Genomic DNA, 22,846 nt, shown 5'->3' with positions numbered 1-22,846 from the left:
GCCTCATCCCGGCCCCGTGACGATCAACTCCCTGACCCGCTTTCCGCCGCCGGTCGCAGCGGTGGAGATCGTGTAGGTCGTCTCTACCTCCTCGATCGCGAAGCGCCCGAACACCTCTCGCGCGCCGTCGGCCGCGTTGATCGACAGCACGAAGCGGCCTTTCAGTTGTCCGAGGATATCGGACAACTGCTCGAAGTCGGCACGCGCAAACCCTGCCCCGTAATCAGCCTCGCATCCCCAGTACGGCGGATCGAGGTAGAACAGCGTGTCCGGGCCATCGTAGCGCCGGATTACGTCCGCATAGGGCAGGCGCTCGATTACGACGCCAGCGAGGCGCTCGTGGATTTCCTCGAGCAGCGGCACCAGCTTCGTCACGTCGAAGCGGCCGGGCGAGCGCCGATCGACGCCGAAGCTGCGACCGACGACCTTCCCGCCGAACGCGGTGCGCTGGAGATACAGGAAGCGCGCGGCGCGCTCTAGGTCGGTCAGCGTCGCAGGGTCCACCGCCACCAGCCGCTCAAATTCGGCACGGCTGGTGATCTGCCATTTCAGCAGATCCATGAACGCCTGATAGTGGCGTTGCAGGATGCGGAAGAGCGTGGCGACATCCATCGATAGGTCGTTGATCACCTCGGCGCGGGGCTTCGCCGCGCGTCGGAGAAAGACGCCGCCCATGCCGACGAACGGCTCGACGTAGGTATCGTGAGGAATCGTCGCGATCAGGGCAACGAGGCGGCGGGAGAGATTGCGCTTGCCGCCAAGATAGGGCGCAGCCGGGCTCACCGGCCCGACAGGGGTCGTTAGGGAAATCATAGGTTTGTGGGGTCCAGATGGCCCCGCCCGTTGCGCGGGTGCGGGGCGTTGCAGCTAGGCCAGCTGCGCGTGGCGGGTCTGTGGCCCGTCGGTTGCCGTGGTGACACACGGCACCCCCGCTCGGCCTTCGCCGGCGGACGTGTTCGGCGCTGACTTCCCGCCTTCAAAGACGTTGGCTCTAGTCAGCTTTTATGTGTAGATAATGTGTACTATTGCTTGCGCACCCGCGCGTCACTGTGTATAAGATACACATAAGGAGCGAGGGACAATGCGAAGCAGGGAAGTCATAAAGCGGATCGAGGCAGATGGGTGGTTCGAGGTCCGGCAGAGTGGGAGCCACAAGCACTTTCGCCACCCCACCAAGCCCGGCACCGCCACCGTCCCTCACCCCAAAGCAGACTTATCGATAGGCACGCTACGCAGCATTTCAAAACAAACCGGGGTGCCCCTCCCTTGAGGGGCACCCACCAAAGCCAAGGAGGGCTCGATATGGCGACTGTATATTACCCGGCGATCGTCGAAGCCGGTATCGACAGCTTCGGGGTATATTTCCCCGATCTACCTGGGTGCGTGTCGGCTGGACGCACCGTAACGGAGGCGGCGATGGGCGCGGAAGAGGCGCTGGTCGGGCATCTCAAGGTGATGGCCGATTACGGCGATCCTATTCCCGCACCTTCGGCGATCGATGGGATTGAAGCCGCCGAGGGCAGCGTCGAGGTGTGCCGGATCCTCGTTCGGGGCGAGCGCCCCGGTAAATCGGTGCGCGTTCAGATCACCTTAGAAGAGGCGCTGTTGGCGCGGATCGATAAGGTCGCACGCAATCGCTCGCGGTTCATCGCTGACGCAGCGCGCGCGGCGCTTGCCGCCGCGTAGAATAGGAGGGCTATGTCCGCCGGGATCCGGGGGACATAGCTCGTGTAAAGAAATCCCCGATTTCTTAGAAGGTCGCCGGGACGTGCTAAGCGGCTTTGCGCTAGTCCCGCCCGGCCGCCTCGATCGTCACCCAGCCGCGATGCTTGCACCGGCTGCAATACAGCCGCTCCTTGAATTCGCCGATGGTCCGACACTTCGGCAGCTTCGCGTACAGATCGGACGTCAGCCAGACCACCGACCGCCCGCATAGTTCGAAACACGAGGCCGGGCTGCACTTGATCCTGACGTGCGTCGCGTAGCCGACCGCTTCGTCGAGCGGGATATCGCCGCTGTTGCGGGCTGGAGAGCGCGGGTTCAGCATGGCCGCGCAGATGAGAACGAAAATGGAACGCGGGGCAAGTGATTTTGCGCTGTTGCTCTTACGCCGCCCTGCTCATGATTTTTCGTTCAGCAAACTTCCATCGACGGAGGTCTTCAGTTGCGTTAAATTTCGTTGCAGCAACCGAATACACGCCGAGGCCCGCGATGGCAGCAGGGTCAAGTTCACCAGACAAAAACATTGTCCTCTCGACCGCGATGTCCTGCATCCCTTCACCAAACGTGACAAAGCCCTCTCTGCCAATTCGATTAAGCTGACGGGGTAAATCAACTCCAATCTCGGAATGCTGGCTATAAAGTGAAACTTCCCATAAATTGAAGTCTTCTGGAATCAGCCCAGCATCCTGTGCTTTAAACAGCATTTCATAAATTTGGAGAGACCCGACGCGATCGACTAGCGATGTCACCATTACTAGCTGCAAATCATCTTGGAACAGCATCCAGCACAAGAAATCAGGCTGAATGCCCAACTCAGTAATGGCGCTATAGAAGCGTCGGCCTGAGTCGATCCGCGCTTCGTCTAAGGTAGGTTCTAGAGCGAGTTGAGCCATTGCACCACTCCATTCTCACCGAACGCCGCGTCAACCATCGAGCGGGCGGCTTTACGGGACATCGGCGCCTCGAAATAGTCGTGCCGACGTTCCCAATCCAGAGCCTGCCGTATTGACGCCCGCGACGAAGCAGGTGCCTGCGCCAAGTTTAGCCCCGCATATTCTATCATCAAGCGCCGCAAATTATGAATGTGAAGTTCGGGAGCCGCATCCTTACTAGGGAAAAAGCCCAACTGTCGCTGTCTAACGATCAATGCCTTAACCGCCAACTCGACAGCAAATCCCGCAGCCACCCAGGCTTCACGGCAGTGTTCCCGATCACCGACCATCGCCATTGCCACCGCTCGCTTGCTTTCGATTCGGCGACGAAGCCCCGCCTCGGAAATTACTTGATCCGTTTCCACGACGGCACTGTCGCCTACATCCAGAATTATTCAAGAGGATGGAAAAGAAGAGAACGTCGAAAGCTTGGTCTCCATACGACAGGGGCGGCCGCTTCGTTTCGAGCAAACAACCGCCCCCCTGGCCAGCCTTCAGCCGCAGAGCGGGAGACGGAGCGGTCGCTTTACCTCGCAGACATCGTTCGCGGCCACCCACGAGCGGCCACCACCCACGGACGTGAGCGCCCGCAGCGCGGCCACCTGCGCGCCACCGTGATTGTCGTTCGCGGCCACGCTCACCGTAAACCGGCTCGTCTGGATCGCCGTTGCAGCCGCCAGCGACGCCGCCGTCGACGGATGGATGCCGTCTGCAGTGAAGTACCCGGCCGCGCCGTTCACCTTCCACAGGCCGCTGTCGCGCGCGCTCTCGACCTGGTCGGCCACTTCGAAATAGCCGGCCACGCCGGGGATCTGCCCGTTGCGCACCATATTGTTGTAGATGACGCGCTGCGCGTTGCTCGAATGCGTCGTCTGGTTGGCGAGCGTGGCGAAGGTGTCCGTACTCGTCGCGCGCGGCGTGATCGTGGTGAGCCACACCCGGCGATCATAGAAATAGCTCGCGATCGTCGAGATGTCGGTGGCGAGCTGCGCCGCGGTTCGGCCAGCGTTGAAGTCGTTGACGCCGTACTGGATGATGATGTCGGTGGCGTACCGCGAAGCAGCGGCGCGACCGATGTGCGACTTGACGTAATTCTGCGCCTGGTCGCTGGCGACGCCGGTGTTGATGAAGGGGATGTTGGCCGCGCCGAGCGCCTGAGCGATGAAGCCGTAGTCGCCCGACGCCGTGCGCACCGAATCCTGCGCACCCGCTGCGATGCTGTCGCCAACCGCCTGAACGACCGGCTTCTTGGTGAAGCCCACCAAGCCGTAGGGATGCGAGATCGACGGGCTCGGCGTGCTGTCGTCGATCGTGCCGCCCATCACGAGATCGGGCGTGGTGGTGGTCGAGCCGACCGCACCCTCGCCGAACGTGTTCTGCGCGGCGAAATAGGCACCCTTGAACATGATGCCGGTAGTCGAGGTGATCAGGCGCCGCACGCCGAACACCGCGCCGTCAGGGATCGCGATGGTCAGGAAGTCGCTCTGCCCGATCAGGCCATCGGCGACGGTGCCGTTGGCGTTGCCGCTCCACTTGAGCTCCGTGAAGGTGTTCTTCGGATATTCGATCGAAGCGTGGACGGTCAGCGGCGAGCCCGATCCCGTCTCGGCGAAGGCCGGGTTGTTGATGTAGAAATTCGCCTCGAGCAGCGCGATCGCAGTGATGTCACCGCGCGCGACGTGCGAGGTCTTGATCATCACCTGCCGCAGCGTCGTGCTGATCGCCGTGTTCTGGAACACGTTGTTCGCAACGTGGCGCAGGTACGACCGCGACGGCGTGACGCCCGCAGCGGCGTTCACTCCGCTGATGACGGTCGCGACCGGGGCAGTGACGGGCTGGCCATCCTGCCGGAAATCTACCCACTCCGTGCCCTTCGTGGGGGCGGCGAGCGGGCGGCCGGTGATGTTCGGATTTTGTGCCGACGCCGGCGTGATGATCGACAGGATCATCAGCATCAAGAGGGCGCGTTGGAGCGCCCGCCGCCAAAGCAGGTTCATATTCGTCTCCTTCGTTGAGTTTCGGAAAAAACTTAGGTCAGTCGCCGCACTGGCCGGGCTCGACGGGCATCTTCAGATCGCGCGCCCACGCACAGATCCGCGCGACGCGGTCGTGATGCATCCGCCCCCAGATCAGCACCTCGCTCCACCAGGCGCGTTCCGCCTCCGCGCCCGCCTTGCCGGGCTGCAGCGCCGCCTCGGGATAGGGCGGCTCGGCCTCGGCCTTCAGATCAGCGGCAGGCGGAAATGCCAGCCGTGTCTCGACCCTGCTGCCGCATGACGGCGCACCCAAGACGACGGCGAGCATCATCGGGATCAGTGGCGTTCTCAACCGCATCGTGAAGTTCCTGTTTCTGCTGTTCGGTTTTGACGGCATCGCCGACGCGCGCGGCCGAGGCGTTGGTGTTGGCATCGCCCACCTGCCGCTGCGTCTCGATCGTGCGCCCCTGCTCTTTCACGACCGCGCCGGATGTGCCCGCCTGCTGGCCGGAACAGAACGCAAGCGTCAGCAGCACGGCGACGATCGCGCCGCCCGCCAGCACCGGCCACCATTTCGTGAGGAAGTCCTTCAGCACGAACCCGCCCATCACGAGGTCCGCCGCTTCGCGATCGCGTCGACCAGCTTCGTGCCGGTCCACACGGCCGAGGCCCCGACCGCGAGGTTGTTCCACGTCTGGATGATCGAGCCCTTGGTGGCGGCATCGATCCCCGCGCCGACGTCGCCTTTCAGCACCGCCCAGGTGACGAGGCCGAAGCCGATCAGCACCGCAATCGTGAAACCGCCGATGATCCAGACATACGCCGGATGAACGTCGCCCTGCGACCCCGCCGAGACGTTTACCGTCTCCGCCTGCGCGATCGGTGCGATCGTGCCAGTGTCGGGTGTCTCGCTCATGCCTTCCTCCTTTCGCGGAAGGCAGTGGCCAGCCGCTCGTCATACCGGTTCACGAAATAGGCGCTGCCGTTGTAGCCGCGCGCGAACGCCGCCCAGTCCAGCCGGCGCAGCGCGGGCACCAGTCCGGCCTGCTCGACGAACCGCCCGAAATGCTTCAGCTGCGCGTCCTCGCCCTGCGCTTCCGACAGTGCGAACGCGAAGCTGTCCGCCTCGCCGCATGCCGCGAAATTCTCGCCCAGCACCTGGAACGCGCCGTAACTGGCTGATGCGAACGCGGCATCGACGTCGAGCCTCACCGCGTCGAGCGGCTGGTCCCACCGCGCGCGCTGCGTCGCGGGATATTTGGATCGGTCCCACACGCGGTAACTGATCTTCGGATAGTCCGCGTCGAAGCGCCGCCCCGTTGCCCGGCTGAACCGGTGTGGTTCGAACAAGATCGTCGGGCGGCCCTCGACGAACGGCTTGCCGGTCGCCTCCACGTCGCGGATCGCCCACACCGCTGCCGGATCGACCGCCCAGCTTTCCGCCAGCGCCTTCACGTTCGATGCCGTCACCAGCCTGTCGGGCGGGTCCGTCATGGCCGCAAGCACCGTCGCGCGCGTCAGCGGCCCGTACCGCCCGTCGACGGGCACGGGGTATCCATGCGCGCCGAGGCGCGTCTGCAGATCGGCGATGTCCATGTGTCAGGCTTTCAGTTGCTTCAGCATCGCGAGCAGTTCGGGCGAGGCCGCGCCGCGCTCGGCCGCCAGCGCTACGAGGTCGCTCACCACCTCGTGCTTGAACTCTTCCTTCTGCGCCCGCTCGTTGATCTTCTCGAGGTGATCGCAAACCTCGATCAGCGTGCCGTGCAATCCGGTGATCGCCGTCACGACGTCGTCCATCTGCCGGCCGCCGACAAAGCTCGCGGCGACGACAGTCGCGGATCCGGCTACAGGTTCTTCCTTCTTGCTCTTGCGACCAGCCCAGATTGCGGTTCCGGCCGTGCCGAGGAACGCAGCCACCCCGATGATCTGCTGAAGCCAGACCGGCGCTTCGTCAGTCGCTGCCATGTGCCCGGCTCCCGCGCGTGGAATTTGCAGCGTCGCGGGAGGCGAAGCTTAGATTGAGAGCGTCGAGAGCAAACAGGCCGAGGTAGGCCGCGATCGCAGGCGAACGCCATTCGATCGATAGCGCGCCCATCATCAGCATGATCCAGACCATCATGCCGAAGCCCGCGCCGATCTGGCGGAACATCGGCGTGCGCCACCAAGCCCCGTTGATGAACAGCACGACCAGCCGCAGCAGGCCGATCATGAAGGCACCCCACCCCCAGACGCTCTGCGGCGCGGCGTGTGACAGCGGCGCATAGAACGGGCGATCAAACAGCCCGACCGACTGCAGGACCGTGAAACCCCAGAAGCACAGGATGAAGGAAACGACCCACTCGCTCGCGCGCTCGCGGAAGGTCTGGCGGAAGCGGACGATTAGCACGCGCGCCTCACGATGTTGCCGTCGCGGCGCGGGTCGACGCGAGATCCTCCAGCGCCCGGTTGATATGGACGGGATGATAGTCCGGATCGCGCACCCAATCCTCGCGAGCGTCGCGCGTGATGGCGAGCGTGCCGTGCTTCAGCGTCGTCTCACCGTCCCAATCATCGACGATGCGCGACATGCCGTAGTGCTTTTTGATGGCCTCGGCGTTCTCGGTCTTGCCCGAGTTGGCCGGCCCCGTGAGGATGATGCTGAAGGGTTTCATGCTAAGCCACCGCCTGCCATGCTGTCTGTGCCTTCGGGTGTCCGCCAAGGCCGAGAAGGTGAATGCCGTCGGGCGCGATGTCGGCCGTGGTATGGACAGTCTTCCCGACGAGATGCGTCACGCCCGTCTTGGTGACGCCCGCCGAACCGCCCGTCACGCAATTGGCGATAGCGGCGCGGTACGCATCCATGTTGTCGCCGCTCGCGCCTGTGCCTTCGCGCACGCCGGTCAGCCACGGTGACTGCAGGATCACCGGCACTGCCGCCGACGCCGTGGAGCTGAGCGCGTTCAGGAATCCAGCGAGCATAGCTTGCGTCGCCGCTGCGGTTCCACCGCCAGCCAACCAGTCGTTGACGATGCGACCGACGCCGATCTTTGTGGGCCCGAGCGAATTGATGAATGCTGCGAACGCGGCTTGCGCGGGCGCGCCGTTCATGTCGTCGCGGATCATCGCATAGCCGTGTCCGACAAGCGTAACCCGGCCGTTGTAACCGCCCAGCGCGACCGGGCGGCGCATCAACCCGGCAAAGCCGAGCTGACTTTCGATCACGGCATTGCCGCCGACCGGAATGCTATCGGCGATCAGCACGAGATGATTTCCCGTAGTAACCGGCGCGACCGGCGTCACCTTGCCGTCGAACTCGATCGCGACCGGGAATGTCCCCTGCGCGGGGCCGCCCGCCGAAAGCGCGTGCTGGCCGCCGACGAACAGCTCTATCTTCGAAGCGCCCGCCGGATCTTTCGGAAGGCGGTCGAAATAGCACCACGAATAGCCGTTCGTGACCGGGACATCGCTGCTGACGACATCGCGCTGCACCGTCCCGGCATTGTTCGTGATGCGCAAGCCTGGCTGACGAACGAGCCCGGTCGAATAGACGAGCAGGCGCGCGCGCCGGGTCGATCCGGTCCAAGTGCGACGCGCGCCGGGTCCAAGGTTCCAAAACCCGCCAGCACCCGCCGCGCCACCCACAGCCGTGAACACCGACGCGCGACCGTTTTCGCTGAAGCTGGCGGGGTCGAAGACCTCGCGATATCCGTAATCGCCGACCATCAGTAGAGCCCCTCCACGTTGGTCACGGCGCTGCCGATCATCTTGCGCGCATCGTGCATGATGTATCCGAGCGTCGCGATGTCGCCCGGATTGAAGCCGTGACCGAACGCGATGCCGCCGACGCCGAGATACTGCGGGTTGATGACAAGCGGATTGTTCCACGCCGCTTCAGTCCCGGCTGGACCGCGCACATCGTTGCCGAGCTCGACGCCCGCCTTGAATATGCGCCCTACGCCACCGCGATCGGATAGGAAGCCGAGCGGACCCTTGGTCGTGTACGTCGTGGCCGCATAGCTGCCGCCAGCGGCGCTGACCTGCACGCGCCCGGTTCCGCCGCCGTTGCCGCGGTCGAAGATATGCAGGTTCACGTAACGCGGATAGAAACCCAACTGGCCTGTGATGGGCTCGCCCCATACGGGAAACGCAATGTCCGTCGCCTGATCGTTCATCCCATAAACGACGCCGCCGAACCCGAACTGCGTCTCTCCGAGCATGCCTGGAATGATGCCGGTGTCGAAATTCGCGTTGAGTCCTGCCGGTAATCCCGCCGCCTCGCTCGCCGAGCCCAGTAATGCCGTCCGGACGTTATCGAGGTCGAGATAGCCCTTGGACAGAAACGGGGTCCGCAGGGCGAGCCAGTCGTCCGCACCCCAGAACATGTTGAAATAATCGAGCCTCGACAGAAGGCCCGCACTGCGAATGGCTTCCTCGACCATCTTCGCGGCCACCAGCGTTGCCGAAAACGGCGTGACGCCGCGCGACAGCAACGCCACCTCGAACATCGCGGCGGTGCCGTTCATGTCGTGGATGACCTGCACCGATTGCCCGCGCGCTACGACCCGCATCTGCGCGCCGACCTGCGGCGCGGCGGTCGTGAACACCGACGCACTGCCAGTCGCGTACTGTTCCGCGCCCTGCGAGATCGCGCTGGGGACAAGGGCGATCCACATCTTATCGCCATTGGCATTTGACGGGGCATTGACGACGATCGAAGTGGTGCCGCCCGGGATGGTCGTAGCAACCGTGCGCGCAACACCGTTCGCGTCGGGAGCCGCGCAGACGGCGATCGTCCCGCTCGGCTGAAACGTGATTTGCGGTCGACCGGCGGCAAAAGCTCCGGTTTTGATCTTCGCCGAGAGCGCAACGGCGTTACCCGCTGCCAGCAAGCCCGTGGCTGCATAGGTCCGCGACATGCCCCCGCCCGCGGCGCCGGTAGCCGTATAGGTGCCGTCTCGGTTTTGCGCGGGCCAGCTACCCATCGCCGAATAGTTCGGGTGGTTGGCGCCATCGGCGAGAATATCGCCCTTGAGCGCAATGCCGGATTGCGCGGCAGTCGCAGCGGCGGCTGCCGCGATCCCTGCCTGCGCGGTGGCATCGTCGACAGCGTCCTCAGCAGAGGCCGCAGCCGCCTCCGCGCGCTCGACCAGCGGCGCCAGCAAATCGGCACCATCGATCTGGAAGATCACCTGCTCGCTGGCCAGATATTCGAACGTCGCGGTCATGCCTGCGTCACTCCCGGAATGATCGTGAAGCTGCCCTCGAACCAGCGGGACTTCGTCGCGCCGCTTCCGATCAGCATGTCCCAGACGAGCGGCACGTCCGCGCCAGGCTGGACGCCGTTGCCCGGATAGGGAAGCAGGCCTTCGATAGTCGTTTCGTTGACCCTGATCTGGATCGTGGTCGTCGGCACGCCGCCGCTTGTCGCTACCGAAGCGGAAATGCCCTCTGCATTGGCAGCGGCCGCCACCAGATTGAGCAGCGGCGCCCCCGGTGCGTCGCGAAAAAGCCTGACCTGCATCAGAAAGGGTCCGGCCGACAGATCAATGCCGCGAACGGCGATCGTATCGACGAAGGGCACCCAGCGATTGACGCGCCAGTTCACCCGCCCGGGCGTGGTCGGTCCTGCCATTGTAACTCCAGTGCCTGAGGGGTCAGCCGATCCGCATCACGCGGCAGGGGATCGAGATTGCGGTGCCGATCGCCAGCAGCGGCGTCGTCATCGTCACTTTCAGGGTATTCGCTGCGGTCACCACCGCCCCGTGGATGGCATATCCAGCCGGAAGAGCGCTGGCGGGGAAGAGAAGGATATTGTCGCCGACGGCCACGCCTGCGCGCGTCACCGTGAACTCATGGACGCCGAGCGACAGGGCAACGAGCGTAACCGTCTGCGAGATCGTCGTTGTTCCGATCAGCGTTGCTCCCGGCGCGCCCGCGTCGCCCCGGTCGCCTTTGACACTGTCACCCTTGTCGCCTTTCGGTCCCTTCACCAGCGAAGGGTCGCTGACGAACGGGATCGAAAGGTCGTCACCCGACATCGAACCGCGCCAGAGGAAGCGCGCCGCCGAGGCCGCGAAGCCGGTCGACAGCGTCGAGATCACGAACGCCATCATCCCCGGCGTGCTGCCGGGCTGCACCGAGACGTTGAGCCGGCGCGTGGCCGGGATGGGCATCGGGTCGGACATCAGGCGAACTCGTTCTTCGGACGCGTGCCGTTGCCGCCGAACCCGCCGGGCGGCGTGGGCGCGGTCGGGAACGTGCCCCCGGTCGACGTCACCATCCAGCCGAGGAACACCAGGTCCGGATCGGCAAGCGACGTCAGCGCGGGATCGGCCTCGACCGAATAGGCGGAGCCCGAGATGCTCCAGAACACGCCGTAGTTCGTGCTCCCCGTCAGGCTGCCGATCGAGCCGGCCGGGAATGCGATCGTCGTGCCATCGTCGAGCAGCCCGTCGAACGTCGCGATCGTGATCGTCGTGTCGTTGCTCGTCAGCGGATAGTCGATGCTCTGGCCGATCAGCCGGTACGCGCCGCGCGATGCGCCCGCCGAGAAAGCGCCTGCGGCGATCGAGGGATATTCCGTCCAGCCGCCGGGCACGCCGCGCACGCTGTAGCGCACGCGGATATCGTACAGCGTCAGAGGCGTCAGGCCGGTGATCTCCTTGCGGACAACGGTCGGCGGCTCCAGGCCCGCATTCGTCCACGTTGAGACGCCGTGCACGCGAAACTGAAACTCGGCAGCCTCGGCGCTCGGGTTGCTCACCGCGCCGGTGATGACGATCGCCGGGATCGACACGCCGTTGTCGGTAAGCGTCGCGCCCACCGGATTCCAGTCGGCACTGGGCGGCGGATCGACGTCCGTCGAATAGGTGATCGACGCGGTCGGCGGCGGCGTGCCGGTCAGCCCGAGAGCGAAGGGGTGCTTCGAGTCCGTTTCGGTCATCAGGGTATAGGTGACGACGCCCGACTGCGGATTGATCTCGCGGCCGGTGATCAACACCTTCGTGCTGAAGCCGGGCTCGGGTGCGAAGGTCACACAGTCGCCGACCCGATAATTCAGCCACCACGGCTTAAGCGGCACCGTTCCGGGCCCGGCCTCTCGGCCGTCGCAGATGTCATAGGCCGCCAGCTGCGCGACCTGGTTGACCTCTTGTACGAGCGGATATGCGACGTCTTTCGTGCGCTCGTCACCATCGAGGGCGACGTAATCCGCAACCTGCACGATGTCGGCGGGCACCATCTCCCAGTCGTGCTCTTCGGAACGGTAGGACGGGATGATGCCGTTCGGGCGCTTGCGGCGCGGCTGAGTGCCAGAAAACGTGCAGGCGCCCGCGATATCGCCCGGTCCGATCGTCGCCAGGCTAACGCGAGGGGCATGGTTCACGCATGAAATCATGCCGCCGATCATCACCGGCCGCGCCGCGCCGGCCTGCAGGATGGCCTTGAGCGTGTTCCACGACGTGTCCGGCCGGGTGTAAACCTGCCCGCCGACCTTCCAGCCGCGCGCGTCGTTCAGGTTCGCGCCCTCGACATAGGCAGCGACGTCGACCGACGTCAGATCGGCACCAATGCCGGCCACCCGCTTACCGTTCTGCCAACGCCCGATGATCCACGTCAGCCCGTGAAGGTGCGGATCCTCGGAATAGACATAGGTGGCTTCGTTTCGCGCTCGGCAGCTTCCCGATCCGCCGGGGTACGTGCTGTCGAGGCGCGGATCGTATACCTTGACCCCGTGAATGATCCACGAGGGTGAAGGCTCGCTCGTCAGCCCGTTCTCGTCCTGCGAATTATAGACGAACGTGTTCATCACGGCCGCGAGGCCTGAGAGCTTGTGGGCGCTGGTCCAGCCGGGCGGTGAGCCGATCGGCGGCGAAAACGCCGATGCTTCCGGCAGAGCGCCCAGCTGCGTGCGCTGATAGACCAGGCCCGAATAGGTGCCGTTGGCGTTTCCCGCGCCGTTGAACGTCGTCGTCGTCTTGTTCATGAACGTCGTGTCGATCGACTGGATCTGTCCGATGCTCTGAACCGTGACGAAGGTCTCGTAGACGTTGTTTTGGCCGTGGCCGCGACGATAGATGATGTTGCCGGCGACCAGCGTGCGGCCGATCACATAGGGGAGGCCCGCATAAGGGTCCGCCTTCCACTTCGTTTGCGAGCCGCCCTGGGATTGCTTCGGGCCTGAGACGTCGCCGGCGAGCATCGCGGCACCGACGAGCACCAGCGGAAGCGTACCGGTAACGACGCCGACGGCGATGACGACGATATCGGCGACGAACTTCAGGATCTTCATGGATCGACGCGCCAGGCGGTGTCGGTTTGGCGCGGCTGGATGATGACGGCGCCCTCCGCATTTTCGTGATAGCCGAGCGCCCGGCCATTGCCGACCGCGATAGCCAGCGCATCGAGCGCCTCACCGGATGCGAGCGCGATGACGTCGCCGACGATCGCCGCAGCCGGCGTGATGCGCGGGAAACGCGAATCCATCGCTTCCGTCAGCGAAGCGAACCCAAGCCGACGTAGCGCCCGCTTGCCACCGAGGACCGTCTTGTAATCACCGACGCCCGCCAGTTTCACGACGTGGCCCATGCTGCGGAGATGGAAGAGCAGCATCTGCGCGCAATCGCGCTTACCGAGCGCGAAGGGCTGGTTGAGAAATCGATCGACCGTCGCCTGCGCTGCCTCAGCGCGCTTGACGAGCGGGTGCGGGGCTGAGGTCATGTGCGCGCCGTCGTTATGTTGCCATAGCCGGGCAGGTTGGTGCGGGTCTCGACGCTGGCCGTGTTGAGCTTCTGGCCCCACGGCACCCAAGTCTCGACATTGGTGACGAAGGCGCAGCCAAGCTCGCCGGGCCACACGTACTGGTGAAAGGCGTTCGACAGACGCCGCCCTTCTTCAACGGTGAAGAGACGGTCGACGATCGAAATCGCCTTGTATTCGAGGCGGCGGTCATGGTCGTTCCAGCTGACCGTCGGCACGTCCAACTCGCCCGAAAAGAGCAGGTACGGCGTCCCGACCGACAGGCCGGTCGCCATATCGACGCAGCCCATCGAAACCTTGGTTGGCGAACCCTGCACCGCTGGATCGATCAGGGTCGCAAGAGCGGTCGTGTTCGCCGCGATCAGGCCGATGGTGAGCATCGGGGCCTGATCGTCCATGCTGTCCGAAAGGCCCTTGATGCTGTCGAGCACCCCGTAGGCAGGATCGCGACCGACGAACTTGCGCCCGTCGACCATCAATTCCGCAGAGCCGTCGAGCAGCAGCAGATCATGGCCGGGCAGGTTGATCTCGACCGACCCGAACAGGACCGGGCGCGCGGCGCGCAAGGCGTCGCTGAGCAGCGCATCCAGCTCGGACATTATTCGTCCTCGGATACCGTGATGGTGCCGAAGTCGCTCCACGGCATCGTGAGCCGGTCCCAGGCGACCTCGTTGCCGGACAGCGAGCCCTCAATCATCGGCTTGCCAAATTCGCATACGGCATTGTTGGCGGGCAAGACGCGCAGCATGGGAAAGATGTCGAGCGTGACCTTGCCGTCGCCACCGACCTGCCCCTGCGCCGCCGCGAAATGCAGATACCGCTTGCCGTTGTGGACAAGGCTGAAGGCCTGCCCGAACATGACCGTGTAGTTCGGCGTGAAGCCTTTCAACAGGATCGTCGAGCCCGACTGGCCAGCCCCATCGACAACCGGCGCCCCCGGAGCCCCGATGTTGAACCCGTCCTGCCCGAACGGCAGCAGCACGCCATAGAGCTTCGCCATGCGGAGCTTTGCCGACCAGATCCGGCCGTGCGGCTCGGTTTCCATCTGCGGCATTACGAAGGTCAGCGAATGCCGCGTGCCGAGGCGGAGAAGCCGCTGCACCGGCCCGCCAAGCGGCGGTGTCAGCGTGCCGCCGAAATCCATCATGGCGGGTCGGTCCGTCTTCAAACCCGGCGTGTCGGGAAGCAGGATCGGCCCGGAGATCACAGCGGGATCGCCTGCATTCGCTGCTCGGCGATATCGTTTTGCGCCAACTGGCTGCCGGCGATGGCGGCGCGCTGCGCGAGCGGGGCCGAGGCGCGCTGCACGTGGACATCGAACAGTTCCGACTTGTCGACCTGCACGTAGAGCATTTCGCGCATCCCCTGCTGGCCGCCGCTCGGGCCCGAAACGCGGAGCGTGGGGTATCGAAGCACCGGCACAGAGCCAGTGGCGAACGACGGCAGCTTGAGGCCCCGGTTCATCGCCTTGAGCCACGGGCCGTTAGCGCGGGTCGCCGCCGCCGTGAGGATCGACTCGCCGTTGCTGACACGGATAAGGCCCTTGCCTTCCATCAACGCGAGGATGCTGTCGGACAGGCCGGTTCCAGGACCGCGAATGACGCCGTCGGCATATCCGGGAATGCGACCCGTCGCGAAGCCGGGGACCGTGCCCTGCGCAAACGGAAAGAGCGCGAACAGTGCCTTCTGGAAGGCGATCTTCAAGAACTCCTGCACAATGTCGCCCGCAATGCCCTTGAGTTTCAGCGCCTGCGTCACGGCACCGGCGAGATCATCTGTCGCGCGATCGAGGCCTCGGACCTCGATGCTTTCAAGCGTTGTCTTGAGCGCGTCGGCGCTGCCTACTGTGCCCTCAAGCCGTTGCCGGTATTGATCGAGCGGGTCGGACGTGCGCTGCGCCTGTTGATCGCGCTCAGCCGCCTCTTGCGTGGGCAGGCGTCCGAGCGCATCCTTGGCCAGTTGCACTTTGTTCGGATCGTCCGATGTGTCGCGCAGGTTCTCGAGAGCCTTGCGCCGCAATTCCTGCTCGATCGCGAGGATCTCGCTCCCGATGCGCCTGCGCTCGCCTTCGGTGAGGGCCATATCCTGCCGGATGCGGAGGACCGCGAGCCGAGACTGTAAATCGGACTGGTCGGCCTCGAACTGCGCGCTGACCTTTGCCCGTGCGCGATCCAGCGTCACGTTCAGCAGACGCTGCGTGCGGTTACGCTCGTTCAGGTCGTTGAGGTTCTTTTCCTCCGCCGCATTGATCTTGCCCGCGGATCGTTGGTTGGCGATCTTACGAGCCTGCGCGTCGGCTTCCGCATTGATGTCTTCGCGAACGAGCGCGTCGCGCTGCTCCTCAGTCGCTGCGGTCTTTTTCATTGCGTCGAGCAGACGATGCCGCGCCTGTCGCTCTTCGTCAGCATAGGCTGTGTCGTCGTTGAGCAGCTTGACCCTCGCGGCCTCGGCCCGCTTGGCCAAGGTTTCGGTGGATGGCCCGCGCTTGCCGCTGCCGCCACCGCCCTGCGTCGCGGCGACCGCCGATCCGACGCCTACGCCCTGCTCCAAGTAGCGAATTTGCTTTTCGCGGAGAGCGATTTGCCGCTTGATGCCTTCAAGGTCTTTACCGCTCGCGGTGACCTTGAGCTTCTCCAGATCCGCAATCTGCTGCCGCCGCTGGGAAATAGCCGCGGTCGGATCGCCTACAGTTTTTGCCGCCTCCTGAACGCGGTCTCGACGCTCGGCGGCGATCCTGCTGAGCTGGTTGAAAGATTCCTGCGAGATTTCGCCGCTTTCGCGCCGGCGGCTAAGGCGGTCGATCGTGTTTTCGTAACGGCGAGTAGCTGCCGTACCGGCGTCCATCGATGCTTCGAGACGGCGCAGCGATAGCTGGACCTGACCAACTCGAATATCTTTCGTGGCAGCTGCAATTTGCGCGTCTAGCGATGTGATTTGGACGCCTAGAGTCCCCACACCTCGACCAGGTATCGCCGCGCCGGGGACAGTGCCGCCGGGAATCTGCTCAGTTGCCTGAGCAGCACCGAGCTTTGCCTTCGCCAAACGAAGCTCTTCAACGGCGCGAGCGCGCGCGGTTTGAGCGGCCTGAATATCGAGCCGAATACCCTGTTCGGTCTTGTGGTTTTGATCCGCAGCAGCGTCCGACAGCCGCTTCATCGCGGCCGCGAGCAGGTCCGCCGCCTTGCTATGAGCATCCTCTGCCGCAGCCGCCGTCAACTGCTTGTCGATCAGGACGCCGAGCACGCTGACGGCACCCAAAATCGCCGCTCCCCAAGGCCCGCCGAGGAAACCGATCAGGCCGCCAGCCTCTCCCTTCATCAGCGTCAGCGCCTGGATGACCTGGCTGCCCTGCTGCGCGAAGATCACCATCGGATTGATGCCGCCGGCGAACGACGTCGAGACGTCGCTGATCTGGTAGGAAAGCTGCTGCATCGCGGCTTTTTGCTGGCCGGTGGAAACCGTCAGGCGGCCCTGCGACGCTGTCGATCCGCCCACAGCCAGCGCGTGCGCGTAGAGTGCTTCGCGAGCGAACTGGATTGCCTGTGCATGTTCGCGCTGGCTGATCGTGCCGGCGTTCAGCAGCACGTCGGCGCGCGTCAGTTCCTGGTCGAAACGCTGCTGCGCGATGAACATCGGGTCGATCTGCGCGCGAAGCACATCGGCAGAGGCGGCAAGGGCACGCTGCGCGGCCGCAGCTTCTGTTGCCGACAACGCTAGCAGCTTGTCCTGTTCTGCCGCGATGGCAATTTGCTGATGCTTACCGACGAACAGGTCGACCGCTTCCGCGCTCTGGCGAAGCTCGATCTCTACTCGCTCCAGCGCGCCAGCCTCCGAGAGCAATGCGGCTGCCTTCTGTTCGGCTTCGATCCGCGAGGCGGTGGTGGCCGCGATGAACAGGCGGGTCGCCTCGCTGGTGTCACCGACCTCGGTTGCCGCACGTTGCGCGGCCTCGCCGATCAATGCGAAGGCGCGCGCCTGATCTTGGGCCGCCGCCGCGCCAGCGCGAATATCATCGGCGCCGAGATTGATGCTACCGTTGATGTTTGGGCCCTTGATCGCGGTCGCAGCGATGCGCTGCACCTGCGTGAAGCTGTCCTCGAACGACTTCTGCGCCCGCGTGGCGGCATCCTCGGCAAGCGCGCTGAACGCGCCGAACCGCTTGCCCATATCGCCGATCGAGCGATCGACGTTTTCCGCCATCTTTCCGACACGCTTCTCGAAACGGTCAAGCGGCTGTTCGCCTTCGGCGAGATGCCGACGCAGCAACTCGGTCGCCGCATCGACCTGCAGGAGCAGGCGCTCGGTTTGGTCGGCCATGCGACCTCCTCTATCAGGCTAACGCTGCTTGTGACGATCGGCGCTTGATCCAAGCCCAAGGCACTCAGCCGACAAGTGGCTGCGGTCTAGGCGGCCATGCACGCCAAACGCGCCATAGCGGCCTGCAGGCGATAGTTTTCAGAATCGCCTGCGTCGAGATACGCCTGAGCAAGCGCCGTTTCGGCGCTGCAAACCGCGTCTCGGTCTCCGCTGGCTCGGGCGGTGCGAACACGATCTTTGGCGTTAGACACGCCAATCGAGCCACATCCCGCCAAGGCGAATCCGAGAAACAATGCGAGCGCGACTTTCATCGGACAAGCCTATCACTGTTCATCGCGCACGCAATGCATGCGTTCGTACGCGCGAGCAGCGGCCCAGAATTCAGACGGTGTGCTGCCCCAGAACTCCTGCGGCCGCCAACCCAACATGGCGGCCGCCGCACCCATCAGCCGTCGACGCGGGCTTCCTTCGCCGGATTCGGCGTCGTCGACGGCTTCATTTCCCCCTCAGCGTCGAAGCCGCCCGTAACTGCGAGCGAAAGGACGCCGGACAGGGTCTGCAGAGCGGCGTGGAAGCCGCCGTCGCTGTTCAGGATCAGCTTCGCGATCCGCGGCGCATTGGCCCCAGATGCGCCCTTGTCGCCATTGGCCCGGCCCCACGCCCGGATGAACTCCGTCGCAACCTGCGAAGTAACGGCGAGGGACAGCTTTGCGGCGAGGCCGGCGCGCGCGAGATCGATCAGGCCCTGCCCGGTGGCCGCCTCGACGGCTTCGATCGCCTCGTACGACGGGCGCAGCCCGTAGGTAGCGCCATCCAGCACCAGCGAGAATTCGCCGCGATCCTCCACGATCGGCGCGGCTGGCTTGGAAGCTGCCTTCGCCATTATTTGCCCTCCGCCTTCGACGCGGGTGCGTCGTCGTACAGCTTACGGATCGCGAGCAACGCATCGCCATCGGCAGCGATAGCCGCCGCCAGCTGACCGCCGGGCAGCGTCTCCGGGTCGATGAAAGGGCGGAGCGCCCGAGCAGCGAGATCGGGGCCGCCCGCCAATACCGTGCCGATTTCGCTCGATGAGCAGCCGGTAGCAGCGATCAGCTGCTCATCGAGGTTCGACGGACGCGACGTTTTCAGGTCTGTTCCGTTAATGCGGATCATCGCCTTTTCCTTACGTGAGGGCATCGACGGTCGGCTGCGCGGCCGGCGCGAGGGTCACGCCGACCTTGACGCTTTCGCCCTGGTTGAAATCCTGATTGTCGAGCGAGGTGTACATCAGGCACTCGAACACGACATCGCCGACGGCGAACGGGCTCTTGCGGATCTGGTATTTCTCCGTCGCGTTCGACTGGTCGAGCGTCTCCATGCGGGTGTAGCCGTTGGCGTCCGGCAGATCCGGGATCAGATCCTGCTTGAGCGAGATCGTACGCAGGCCCGGCTGCTGCGTGTCGACGCCGCCCTGATCCTTGGTCGCGTTCGACGAGAAGTTCTTGCCGCGCTGGATGGACAAGTTGCCCTGACCTGCGGGCTGATTGAAAGTATCCGGGGTCGCCGACTGGACGAACAGCCGGTAGTTATTGCCGAGTTTCTTCGCCATCGTGCTTCTCCCATGTGAAAAGCCGCGCTGGCGAGGCGCGGCGGGGTTGGTAAAACTGTCGGTGGAGCGTCAGGGAGCGAGCGCGAGCACGCTGTAGCTGCTGATGCCGTTGTAGGTCGAACCGTCCTCGGCGAGGACCGCGTCGTCATCCTCGAACTCGAATGCGAGCGTCCAGCCGTCCCGCTCGAAACTGAGGCCGTCGAGAGCGTCGTCGATCTGTTCTTGCAGCGCGAGCAGCGGCGCGCGCTCCTCGGCCTCGACAATGCTGACGATGCTGATCGAAACGCGACGATCGGCGTCTGTGCCCTTCGTCGCGAGCCGGACGCTCTTCATATCGCCGAGTATGACGAGGTTGCCCGGTGCATTCTCGGGAGCATCCTGATAGACCGTCGCACCGGTAATCACGGCTTCAAGGGCGTCGAACGTGACGGCCTCGACTATCGATTTTGCCTTACTCATTCGCGCCTCCGGCAATGCGGCCGAGCGCGCGGCCGAAAATGCCGCGCAGGTTGGCGTTGAGCGTGCTGCGCAGATCAGGATAGCGCCCGGTGATGAACCGCTTCGGCTGCATCGCTTTTACCTTCATGCGGTAGGTTGCGACGACATCCTCCGCACGCTTGCGGCCGCGCGACGTCAGCAGCGCGTTCAGCTTTCGACCACCAGCCTCGAACGATACCCTGCGCCGGCGCTGCACCAGTACGACCTGCGCGCGACGCCCGAGATCCTGAATGCGACCGTAGAACAGGCTCGACCGACCGCTGCGCGTGCCGAGCAGGCCGACCTGAAGACGAAGCGAGCGGGGCAGCACCTTCTCGGAAATGCCCGACCGCAGCGCGCCCGTCTTGTGCGGAGCTTTCGCGCGCATCGCCTGTGCAATCTGACGGCCCGTGACGCTGAGCTCAACCACCAGTTCGCCGCGCGTCTCGTCCGGCAGGCGACGAAGAAGACGACGAAATCGAGCTATTCCAGGCAACTTGGATCGCGCCATCAGCCTGTTGCCCCGCTTTCGCATGTCATCACGAGGTCGGCGCCGCGCTGCGGCGGCGGAGCCGTGCGGATATTGAGCGGCACGCCGTTCCAAAGCAGGCGGTGTGCTGGCGTGAGGCTCCTCGGGCGCATCGTGACACGATAAAGCTGTGTCGCCCGCTGCACGCCCAAGCTCAGCGCCTCGCCGCCGCGCAGTGGCAGAACCTCGCAGGCGACATCGGTGGCGAGGTCGCGCCATGGGTCTTCGCCAGGCGGCACTTTGCGACCGCCACGGCCATTGTCGATCGTATTCGCTTCCTGGATCGTGACGCGATCGCGGAAGCGGCTGGATCGGCCCTCGCCAATGCTCACAGGCGGCGAAGCCTGTAATCACGGCAAAGGCTCTTTGCGGCGGCCTCAGCTTTCGCGAACACGTCGCCGCCTTCGCGATCTGCGTCATAGGCGCTGATGAGGATGAGCATCGCGCGCTTGAAGTTACGGGGCACATCGCCCGGAGCCGCATATCCTGCGCGGACGGTGACGGTCGTCAGCGTACCCGATGAAACAGTGGGCCAGCGCGCCCCGAGTGCCGCAAGAACGCGCGCGGGGCGCGCGCTTACATCAATGCGGGCGCCCGTCACGCCGACCGGCGTCCCGGATACATCGGCGTAAGCGACAGCCGGGATCGCCTCGGAAAAAATCGGCCATGCCCGCAGTTCGAGCCGTCCGAAGCCGTCGAAGGTCTCGGTGACGTCGGCCGCTTCAAGTCGGTGGCCAGTGTATTTCGCGACCCAGGCGGCCGCGTCGGCGATGAAGCCGGAAACTTCGGTATCGTGCGAGGTGTCGCCGCCCAGTTGAAGCTGAGCGCGTGCCTCTTCGATCGAGACGGGGAGGGTCATCTAAGCGCGCCTCCGCGAAAAGTGGGCCGCGCCCGAAAGCGCGGCCCGAGGTAACCGCCCGAGGGTAGAGGCGGCTTGGGAGGGGGTTACTTGGCCTGATTGGCCGCGAGCGCCTTTTCAACGGCTTCTTGGCCCGAAATGGTCGGATCGTTGAAGTCGATACGGTTCTGGTTGTTCGTGGTACCGGCGCGCGGATCGTTATCGACGGCGGGATGATCGATGTCGATTTCGGTCACCTGGCGCGGCGCGCCGGACGGGGAAAACTCGGCGGCCGGCGTGATGTCTGCCGCGCCCGAATTATCGAGCGCGCCCGAAGTGGAGATCGAGGCAGCGAGAACCTCGGCGGGCTTAGCCTGAGTGGCCTTGGTGTTCGGTTTGTCGGTCATGGTAGGTTCCTCGTGACGGGGGCGAGACGTCCGAGCCGACATAGTCGGCTCGGATCGCTCATCAGGCAGCGGCGACCTTCAACGCGCGCATCGGCTCGGGGTTATGCACGCCGCCGCCGACACGCTTCGTCGTGTAGAAGTGGACGAACGGCTTGTTCGTGAAGGGATCGCGCAGGATGCGGATGCCGACACGGTCGATGACGAGATAGGTCGCCTCCATGTCGCCGAACAGCGCCGCGATGGCGTTCGCAGTGACCAGCGGCATGTCGGGGTACTCGACCACCGGCGCCCCTGCGAGCGTCTGCGGCGTTCCCGACGCGTAGCTCGGCTGCCAGAGATAGTTGCCCTGGCCGTCCTTCAGCTTGCGGATGCCGCCGATGGTCAAGCGGTTGAGGTGCCATTTCGCGTTCGCGGCGAACTCGCTCGGCAGGTCGTACATGACGTCGAGCAGACCGTCGCCGGTCAGCGCCGCCGCCGAGCCCGAGGGCATGGCCTTGATCGCGCCGTAAGGGTGCCGCGCTGCGTTCGCAGCGCCTGTGACATAGGTCAGCACGCCATACGGCTTGTTGACGCCGTCGCCCGAAAGGAAGGCGATGCCCTCCTGACGGTTGAACTCGGTATCGACCTCGCTGCCGAGCCACTGCTCGAGATCGACCGCGGCGTCGTCGAGCAGCTGCTGCGTGATCGCCGGGTTCGCGTACAGCTCGCCGGGGATGAAATCGAGCGTGCCGATCTGCGGCGTCGTGGTAGCGGCGCGGGTGGCCGTCTCGCCAACCCAGCCCGAGCCCACGTTGCGGTCGCCGAAATACTTGCGGAAGCCGGCGACGCTGATGGTGATGACGCGCGATTCCTGACGCATCGGGCTGATGCGCTTCAGCTTTTCGCCGATGGTGCGATCCCACTCGATCGGAGCGAGATAGCCGCCGTCGGCATCGGTGCCTTTCGACATCGCCGCGACGATCTCGGCCGGCGCCTTATCGCCCTTGCGCATGTGCGCCTTGAACGCTGCGGTATACTCGGGGTCGGCCTGAATATCGCCGATCACACCGCCGTTGCCGAGCTTGGCGGCCGCCTGGATTTTCGCCTGATCGTCGACGGCCGTCTGAAGCTCGGTGAGCGCCGCGTTGATGGCCTCCAGCTTCTCGGCGGTGACAACGTCTTCGAGGCCCTTTTTCATTTCCTCGATCTGGCGGGCGTGCGTCTCCTTGAACGCCTCGAAGCCGCGCGCCAGTGCATCGATAGTGCCAGGAGCCTCGGCGCGCACGGCGATGAGACCCCGAGCGCGCGGACCAGCCGTCCGCACGGTGTTCTGCATGAACAT

At 64.6% G+C, this 22,846-nt stretch carries 34 protein-coding genes; 2 read left to right on the top strand and 32 right to left on the bottom strand.

The genetic code is table 11. The annotated features are described in order from the left end of the window. Nucleotides 1–3: 3 nt before the first annotated feature. Nucleotides 4–813, bottom strand: a complete 810-nt coding sequence (locus Q5H94_RS14155) for a DNA adenine methylase (RefSeq protein WP_304561930.1) — start codon at nt 811–813, stop codon at nt 4–6. A 268-nt stretch (nt 814–1,081) separates the two neighbouring features. Here Q5H94_RS14155 and Q5H94_RS14150 point away from each other — a divergent pair, with 268 nt between their 5' ends. Both Q5H94_RS14150 and Q5H94_RS14145 read left to right on the top strand, forming a co-directional pair. Then, entirely contained in the window at nt 1,082–1,270 is a 189-nt protein-coding gene (locus Q5H94_RS14150) for a type II toxin-antitoxin system HicA family toxin (RefSeq protein WP_304561929.1), read from the top strand. A 32-nt stretch (nt 1,271–1,302) separates the two neighbouring features. Further along, nucleotides 1,303–1,686, top strand: a complete 384-nt coding sequence (locus Q5H94_RS14145; protein WP_304561928.1) for a type II toxin-antitoxin system HicB family antitoxin — start codon at nt 1,303–1,305, stop codon at nt 1,684–1,686. A gap of 100 nt (nt 1,687–1,786) precedes the next feature. On the opposite strand, the gene Q5H94_RS14140 is transcribed toward Q5H94_RS14145, so the two are convergent. The 31 genes from Q5H94_RS14140 to Q5H94_RS13995 form a co-directional block, all read right to left on the bottom strand. Then, entirely contained in the window at nt 1,787–2,047 is a 261-nt protein-coding gene (locus Q5H94_RS14140) for a hypothetical protein (protein ID WP_304561927.1), read from the bottom strand. Nucleotides 2,048–2,105: 58 nt separating this feature from the next. Further along, the gene (locus tag Q5H94_RS14135; protein WP_304561926.1) at nt 2,106–2,615 is read right to left on the bottom strand and encodes a hypothetical protein; all 510 of its coding nucleotides are present in this window, start codon (nt 2,613–2,615) and stop codon (nt 2,106–2,108) included. Further along, a complete protein-coding gene (locus Q5H94_RS14130) occupies nt 2,597–3,019 on the bottom strand; it encodes a hypothetical protein (RefSeq protein ID WP_304561925.1) in 423 nt (140 codons plus the stop codon). The genes Q5H94_RS14135 and Q5H94_RS14130 overlap by 19 nt, the downstream gene beginning before the upstream one ends. 129 nt (nt 3,020–3,148) lie before the next feature. After that, nucleotides 3,149–4,651 carry an SGNH/GDSL hydrolase family protein gene (locus Q5H94_RS14125; protein WP_304561924.1) on the bottom strand — a complete coding sequence of 501 codons (1,503 nt, stop codon included), beginning with the start codon at nt 4,649–4,651 and terminating at the stop codon, nt 3,149–3,151. 37 nt (nt 4,652–4,688) lie between these two features. Further along, complete coding sequence (locus Q5H94_RS14120) at nt 4,689–4,943, bottom strand: hypothetical protein (RefSeq protein ID WP_304561923.1); 255 nt, start codon at nt 4,941–4,943, stop codon at nt 4,689–4,691. After that, nucleotides 4,882–5,238: a hypothetical protein gene (locus Q5H94_RS14115; RefSeq protein WP_304561922.1), complete on the bottom strand. Its 357-nt coding sequence runs from the start codon at nt 5,236–5,238 to the stop codon at nt 4,882–4,884. The genes Q5H94_RS14120 and Q5H94_RS14115 overlap by 62 nt, the downstream gene beginning before the upstream one ends. Beyond that, nucleotides 5,238–5,546 carry a hypothetical protein gene (locus tag Q5H94_RS14110; RefSeq protein ID WP_304561921.1) on the bottom strand — a complete coding sequence of 103 codons (309 nt, stop codon included), beginning with the start codon at nt 5,544–5,546 and terminating at the stop codon, nt 5,238–5,240. The genes Q5H94_RS14115 and Q5H94_RS14110 overlap by 1 nt, the downstream gene beginning before the upstream one ends. After that, nucleotides 5,543–6,226, bottom strand: a complete 684-nt coding sequence (locus Q5H94_RS14105) for an N-acetylmuramidase domain-containing protein (protein WP_304561920.1) — start codon at nt 6,224–6,226, stop codon at nt 5,543–5,545. Before Q5H94_RS14105 ends, Q5H94_RS14110 begins: the two co-directional genes overlap by 4 nt. Nucleotides 6,227–6,229: 3 nt before the next feature. Beyond that, nucleotides 6,230–6,595 (bottom strand): hypothetical protein, encoded by a 366-nt coding sequence (locus Q5H94_RS14100; protein ID WP_304561919.1) that lies wholly within the window; start codon nt 6,593–6,595, stop codon nt 6,230–6,232. Continuing rightward, nucleotides 6,582–7,016 carry a hypothetical protein gene (locus Q5H94_RS14095; RefSeq protein ID WP_304561918.1) on the bottom strand — a complete coding sequence of 145 codons (435 nt, stop codon included), beginning with the start codon at nt 7,014–7,016 and terminating at the stop codon, nt 6,582–6,584. The genes Q5H94_RS14100 and Q5H94_RS14095 overlap by 14 nt, the downstream gene beginning before the upstream one ends. Before the next feature lie 7 nt (nt 7,017–7,023). Continuing rightward, nucleotides 7,024–7,281, bottom strand: a complete 258-nt coding sequence (locus Q5H94_RS14090; RefSeq protein WP_304561917.1) for a hypothetical protein — start codon at nt 7,279–7,281, stop codon at nt 7,024–7,026. Nucleotide 7,282: 1 nt separating this feature from the next. Continuing rightward, nucleotides 7,283–8,332: a hypothetical protein gene (locus Q5H94_RS14085; protein ID WP_304561916.1), complete on the bottom strand. Its 1,050-nt coding sequence runs from the start codon at nt 8,330–8,332 to the stop codon at nt 7,283–7,285. Beyond that, nucleotides 8,332–9,834: a hypothetical protein gene (locus Q5H94_RS14080; RefSeq protein ID WP_304561915.1), complete on the bottom strand. Its 1,503-nt coding sequence runs from the start codon at nt 9,832–9,834 to the stop codon at nt 8,332–8,334. Before Q5H94_RS14080 ends, Q5H94_RS14085 begins: the two co-directional genes overlap by 1 nt. Then, nucleotides 9,831–10,241 carry a hypothetical protein gene (locus Q5H94_RS14075; protein ID WP_304561914.1) on the bottom strand — a complete coding sequence of 137 codons (411 nt, stop codon included), beginning with the start codon at nt 10,239–10,241 and terminating at the stop codon, nt 9,831–9,833. The genes Q5H94_RS14080 and Q5H94_RS14075 overlap by 4 nt, the downstream gene beginning before the upstream one ends. Nucleotides 10,242–10,263: 22 nt before the next feature. Next, nucleotides 10,264–10,794 (bottom strand): hypothetical protein, encoded by a 531-nt coding sequence (locus Q5H94_RS14070; protein ID WP_304561913.1) that lies wholly within the window; start codon nt 10,792–10,794, stop codon nt 10,264–10,266. Further along, a complete protein-coding gene (locus tag Q5H94_RS14065; RefSeq protein WP_304561912.1) occupies nt 10,794–12,899 on the bottom strand; it encodes a phage tail protein in 2,106 nt (701 codons plus the stop codon). Before Q5H94_RS14065 ends, Q5H94_RS14070 begins: the two co-directional genes overlap by 1 nt. Continuing rightward, complete coding sequence (locus tag Q5H94_RS14060; RefSeq protein ID WP_304561911.1) at nt 12,896–13,327, bottom strand: DUF6950 family protein; 432 nt, start codon at nt 13,325–13,327, stop codon at nt 12,896–12,898. Before Q5H94_RS14060 ends, Q5H94_RS14065 begins: the two co-directional genes overlap by 4 nt. Further along, entirely contained in the window at nt 13,324–13,965 is a 642-nt protein-coding gene (locus tag Q5H94_RS14055) for a hypothetical protein (RefSeq protein WP_304561910.1), read from the bottom strand. Before Q5H94_RS14055 ends, Q5H94_RS14060 begins: the two co-directional genes overlap by 4 nt. Next, the gene (locus Q5H94_RS14050; RefSeq protein ID WP_304561909.1) at nt 13,965–14,573 is read right to left on the bottom strand and encodes a hypothetical protein; all 609 of its coding nucleotides are present in this window, start codon (nt 14,571–14,573) and stop codon (nt 13,965–13,967) included. Before Q5H94_RS14050 ends, Q5H94_RS14055 begins: the two co-directional genes overlap by 1 nt. After that, entirely contained in the window at nt 14,570–17,683 is a 3,114-nt protein-coding gene (locus Q5H94_RS14045) for a phage tail length tape measure family protein (RefSeq protein ID WP_304561908.1), read from the bottom strand. Before Q5H94_RS14045 ends, Q5H94_RS14050 begins: the two co-directional genes overlap by 4 nt. 86 nt (nt 17,684–17,769) lie before the next feature. After that, complete coding sequence (locus Q5H94_RS14040) at nt 17,770–17,994, bottom strand: hypothetical protein (RefSeq protein ID WP_304561907.1); 225 nt, start codon at nt 17,992–17,994, stop codon at nt 17,770–17,772. A 12-nt stretch (nt 17,995–18,006) separates the two neighbouring features. After that, on the bottom strand, nt 18,007–18,111 hold the full coding sequence (locus Q5H94_RS20525; RefSeq protein WP_431312172.1) for a phage tail assembly chaperone: 105 nt from the start codon (nt 18,109–18,111) through the stop codon (nt 18,007–18,009). 17 nt (nt 18,112–18,128) lie between these two features. Further along, complete coding sequence (locus Q5H94_RS14035) at nt 18,129–18,566, bottom strand: hypothetical protein (RefSeq protein WP_304561906.1); 438 nt, start codon at nt 18,564–18,566, stop codon at nt 18,129–18,131. Next, nucleotides 18,566–18,838, bottom strand: a complete 273-nt coding sequence (locus Q5H94_RS14030; RefSeq protein WP_304561905.1) for a hypothetical protein — start codon at nt 18,836–18,838, stop codon at nt 18,566–18,568. The genes Q5H94_RS14035 and Q5H94_RS14030 overlap by 1 nt, the downstream gene beginning before the upstream one ends. Nucleotides 18,839–18,848: 10 nt before the next feature. Beyond that, nucleotides 18,849–19,274 carry a phage tail tube protein gene (locus Q5H94_RS14025; RefSeq protein WP_304561904.1) on the bottom strand — a complete coding sequence of 142 codons (426 nt, stop codon included), beginning with the start codon at nt 19,272–19,274 and terminating at the stop codon, nt 18,849–18,851. Between the two features lie 69 nt (nt 19,275–19,343). Continuing rightward, entirely contained in the window at nt 19,344–19,733 is a 390-nt protein-coding gene (gene gp17 / locus Q5H94_RS14020) for a tail completion protein gp17 (RefSeq protein WP_304561903.1), read from the bottom strand. Then, complete coding sequence (locus Q5H94_RS14015) at nt 19,726–20,262, bottom strand: hypothetical protein (RefSeq protein ID WP_304561902.1); 537 nt, start codon at nt 20,260–20,262, stop codon at nt 19,726–19,728. Before Q5H94_RS14015 ends, gp17 begins: the two co-directional genes overlap by 8 nt. Further along, nucleotides 20,262–20,612, bottom strand: a complete 351-nt coding sequence (locus Q5H94_RS14010; RefSeq protein WP_304561901.1) for a head-tail adaptor protein — start codon at nt 20,610–20,612, stop codon at nt 20,262–20,264. Before Q5H94_RS14010 ends, Q5H94_RS14015 begins: the two co-directional genes overlap by 1 nt. Next, the gene (locus Q5H94_RS14005; protein WP_304561900.1) at nt 20,609–21,139 is read right to left on the bottom strand and encodes a head-tail connector protein; all 531 of its coding nucleotides are present in this window, start codon (nt 21,137–21,139) and stop codon (nt 20,609–20,611) included. Before Q5H94_RS14005 ends, Q5H94_RS14010 begins: the two co-directional genes overlap by 4 nt. A gap of 86 nt (nt 21,140–21,225) precedes the next feature. After that, entirely contained in the window at nt 21,226–21,525 is a 300-nt protein-coding gene (locus Q5H94_RS14000) for a hypothetical protein (RefSeq protein ID WP_304561899.1), read from the bottom strand. 61 nt (nt 21,526–21,586) lie between these two features. Continuing rightward, entirely contained in the window at nt 21,587–22,846 is a 1,260-nt protein-coding gene (locus Q5H94_RS13995) for a phage major capsid protein (RefSeq protein ID WP_304561898.1), read from the bottom strand.

Origin of the sequence: Sphingomonas immobilis (assembly GCF_030580995.1) — a bacterium.
Lineage (GTDB): Bacteria > Pseudomonadota > Alphaproteobacteria > Sphingomonadales > Sphingomonadaceae > Sphingomonas > Sphingomonas immobilis.
This window is presented reverse-complemented; position numbering and strand designations above follow the sequence as displayed.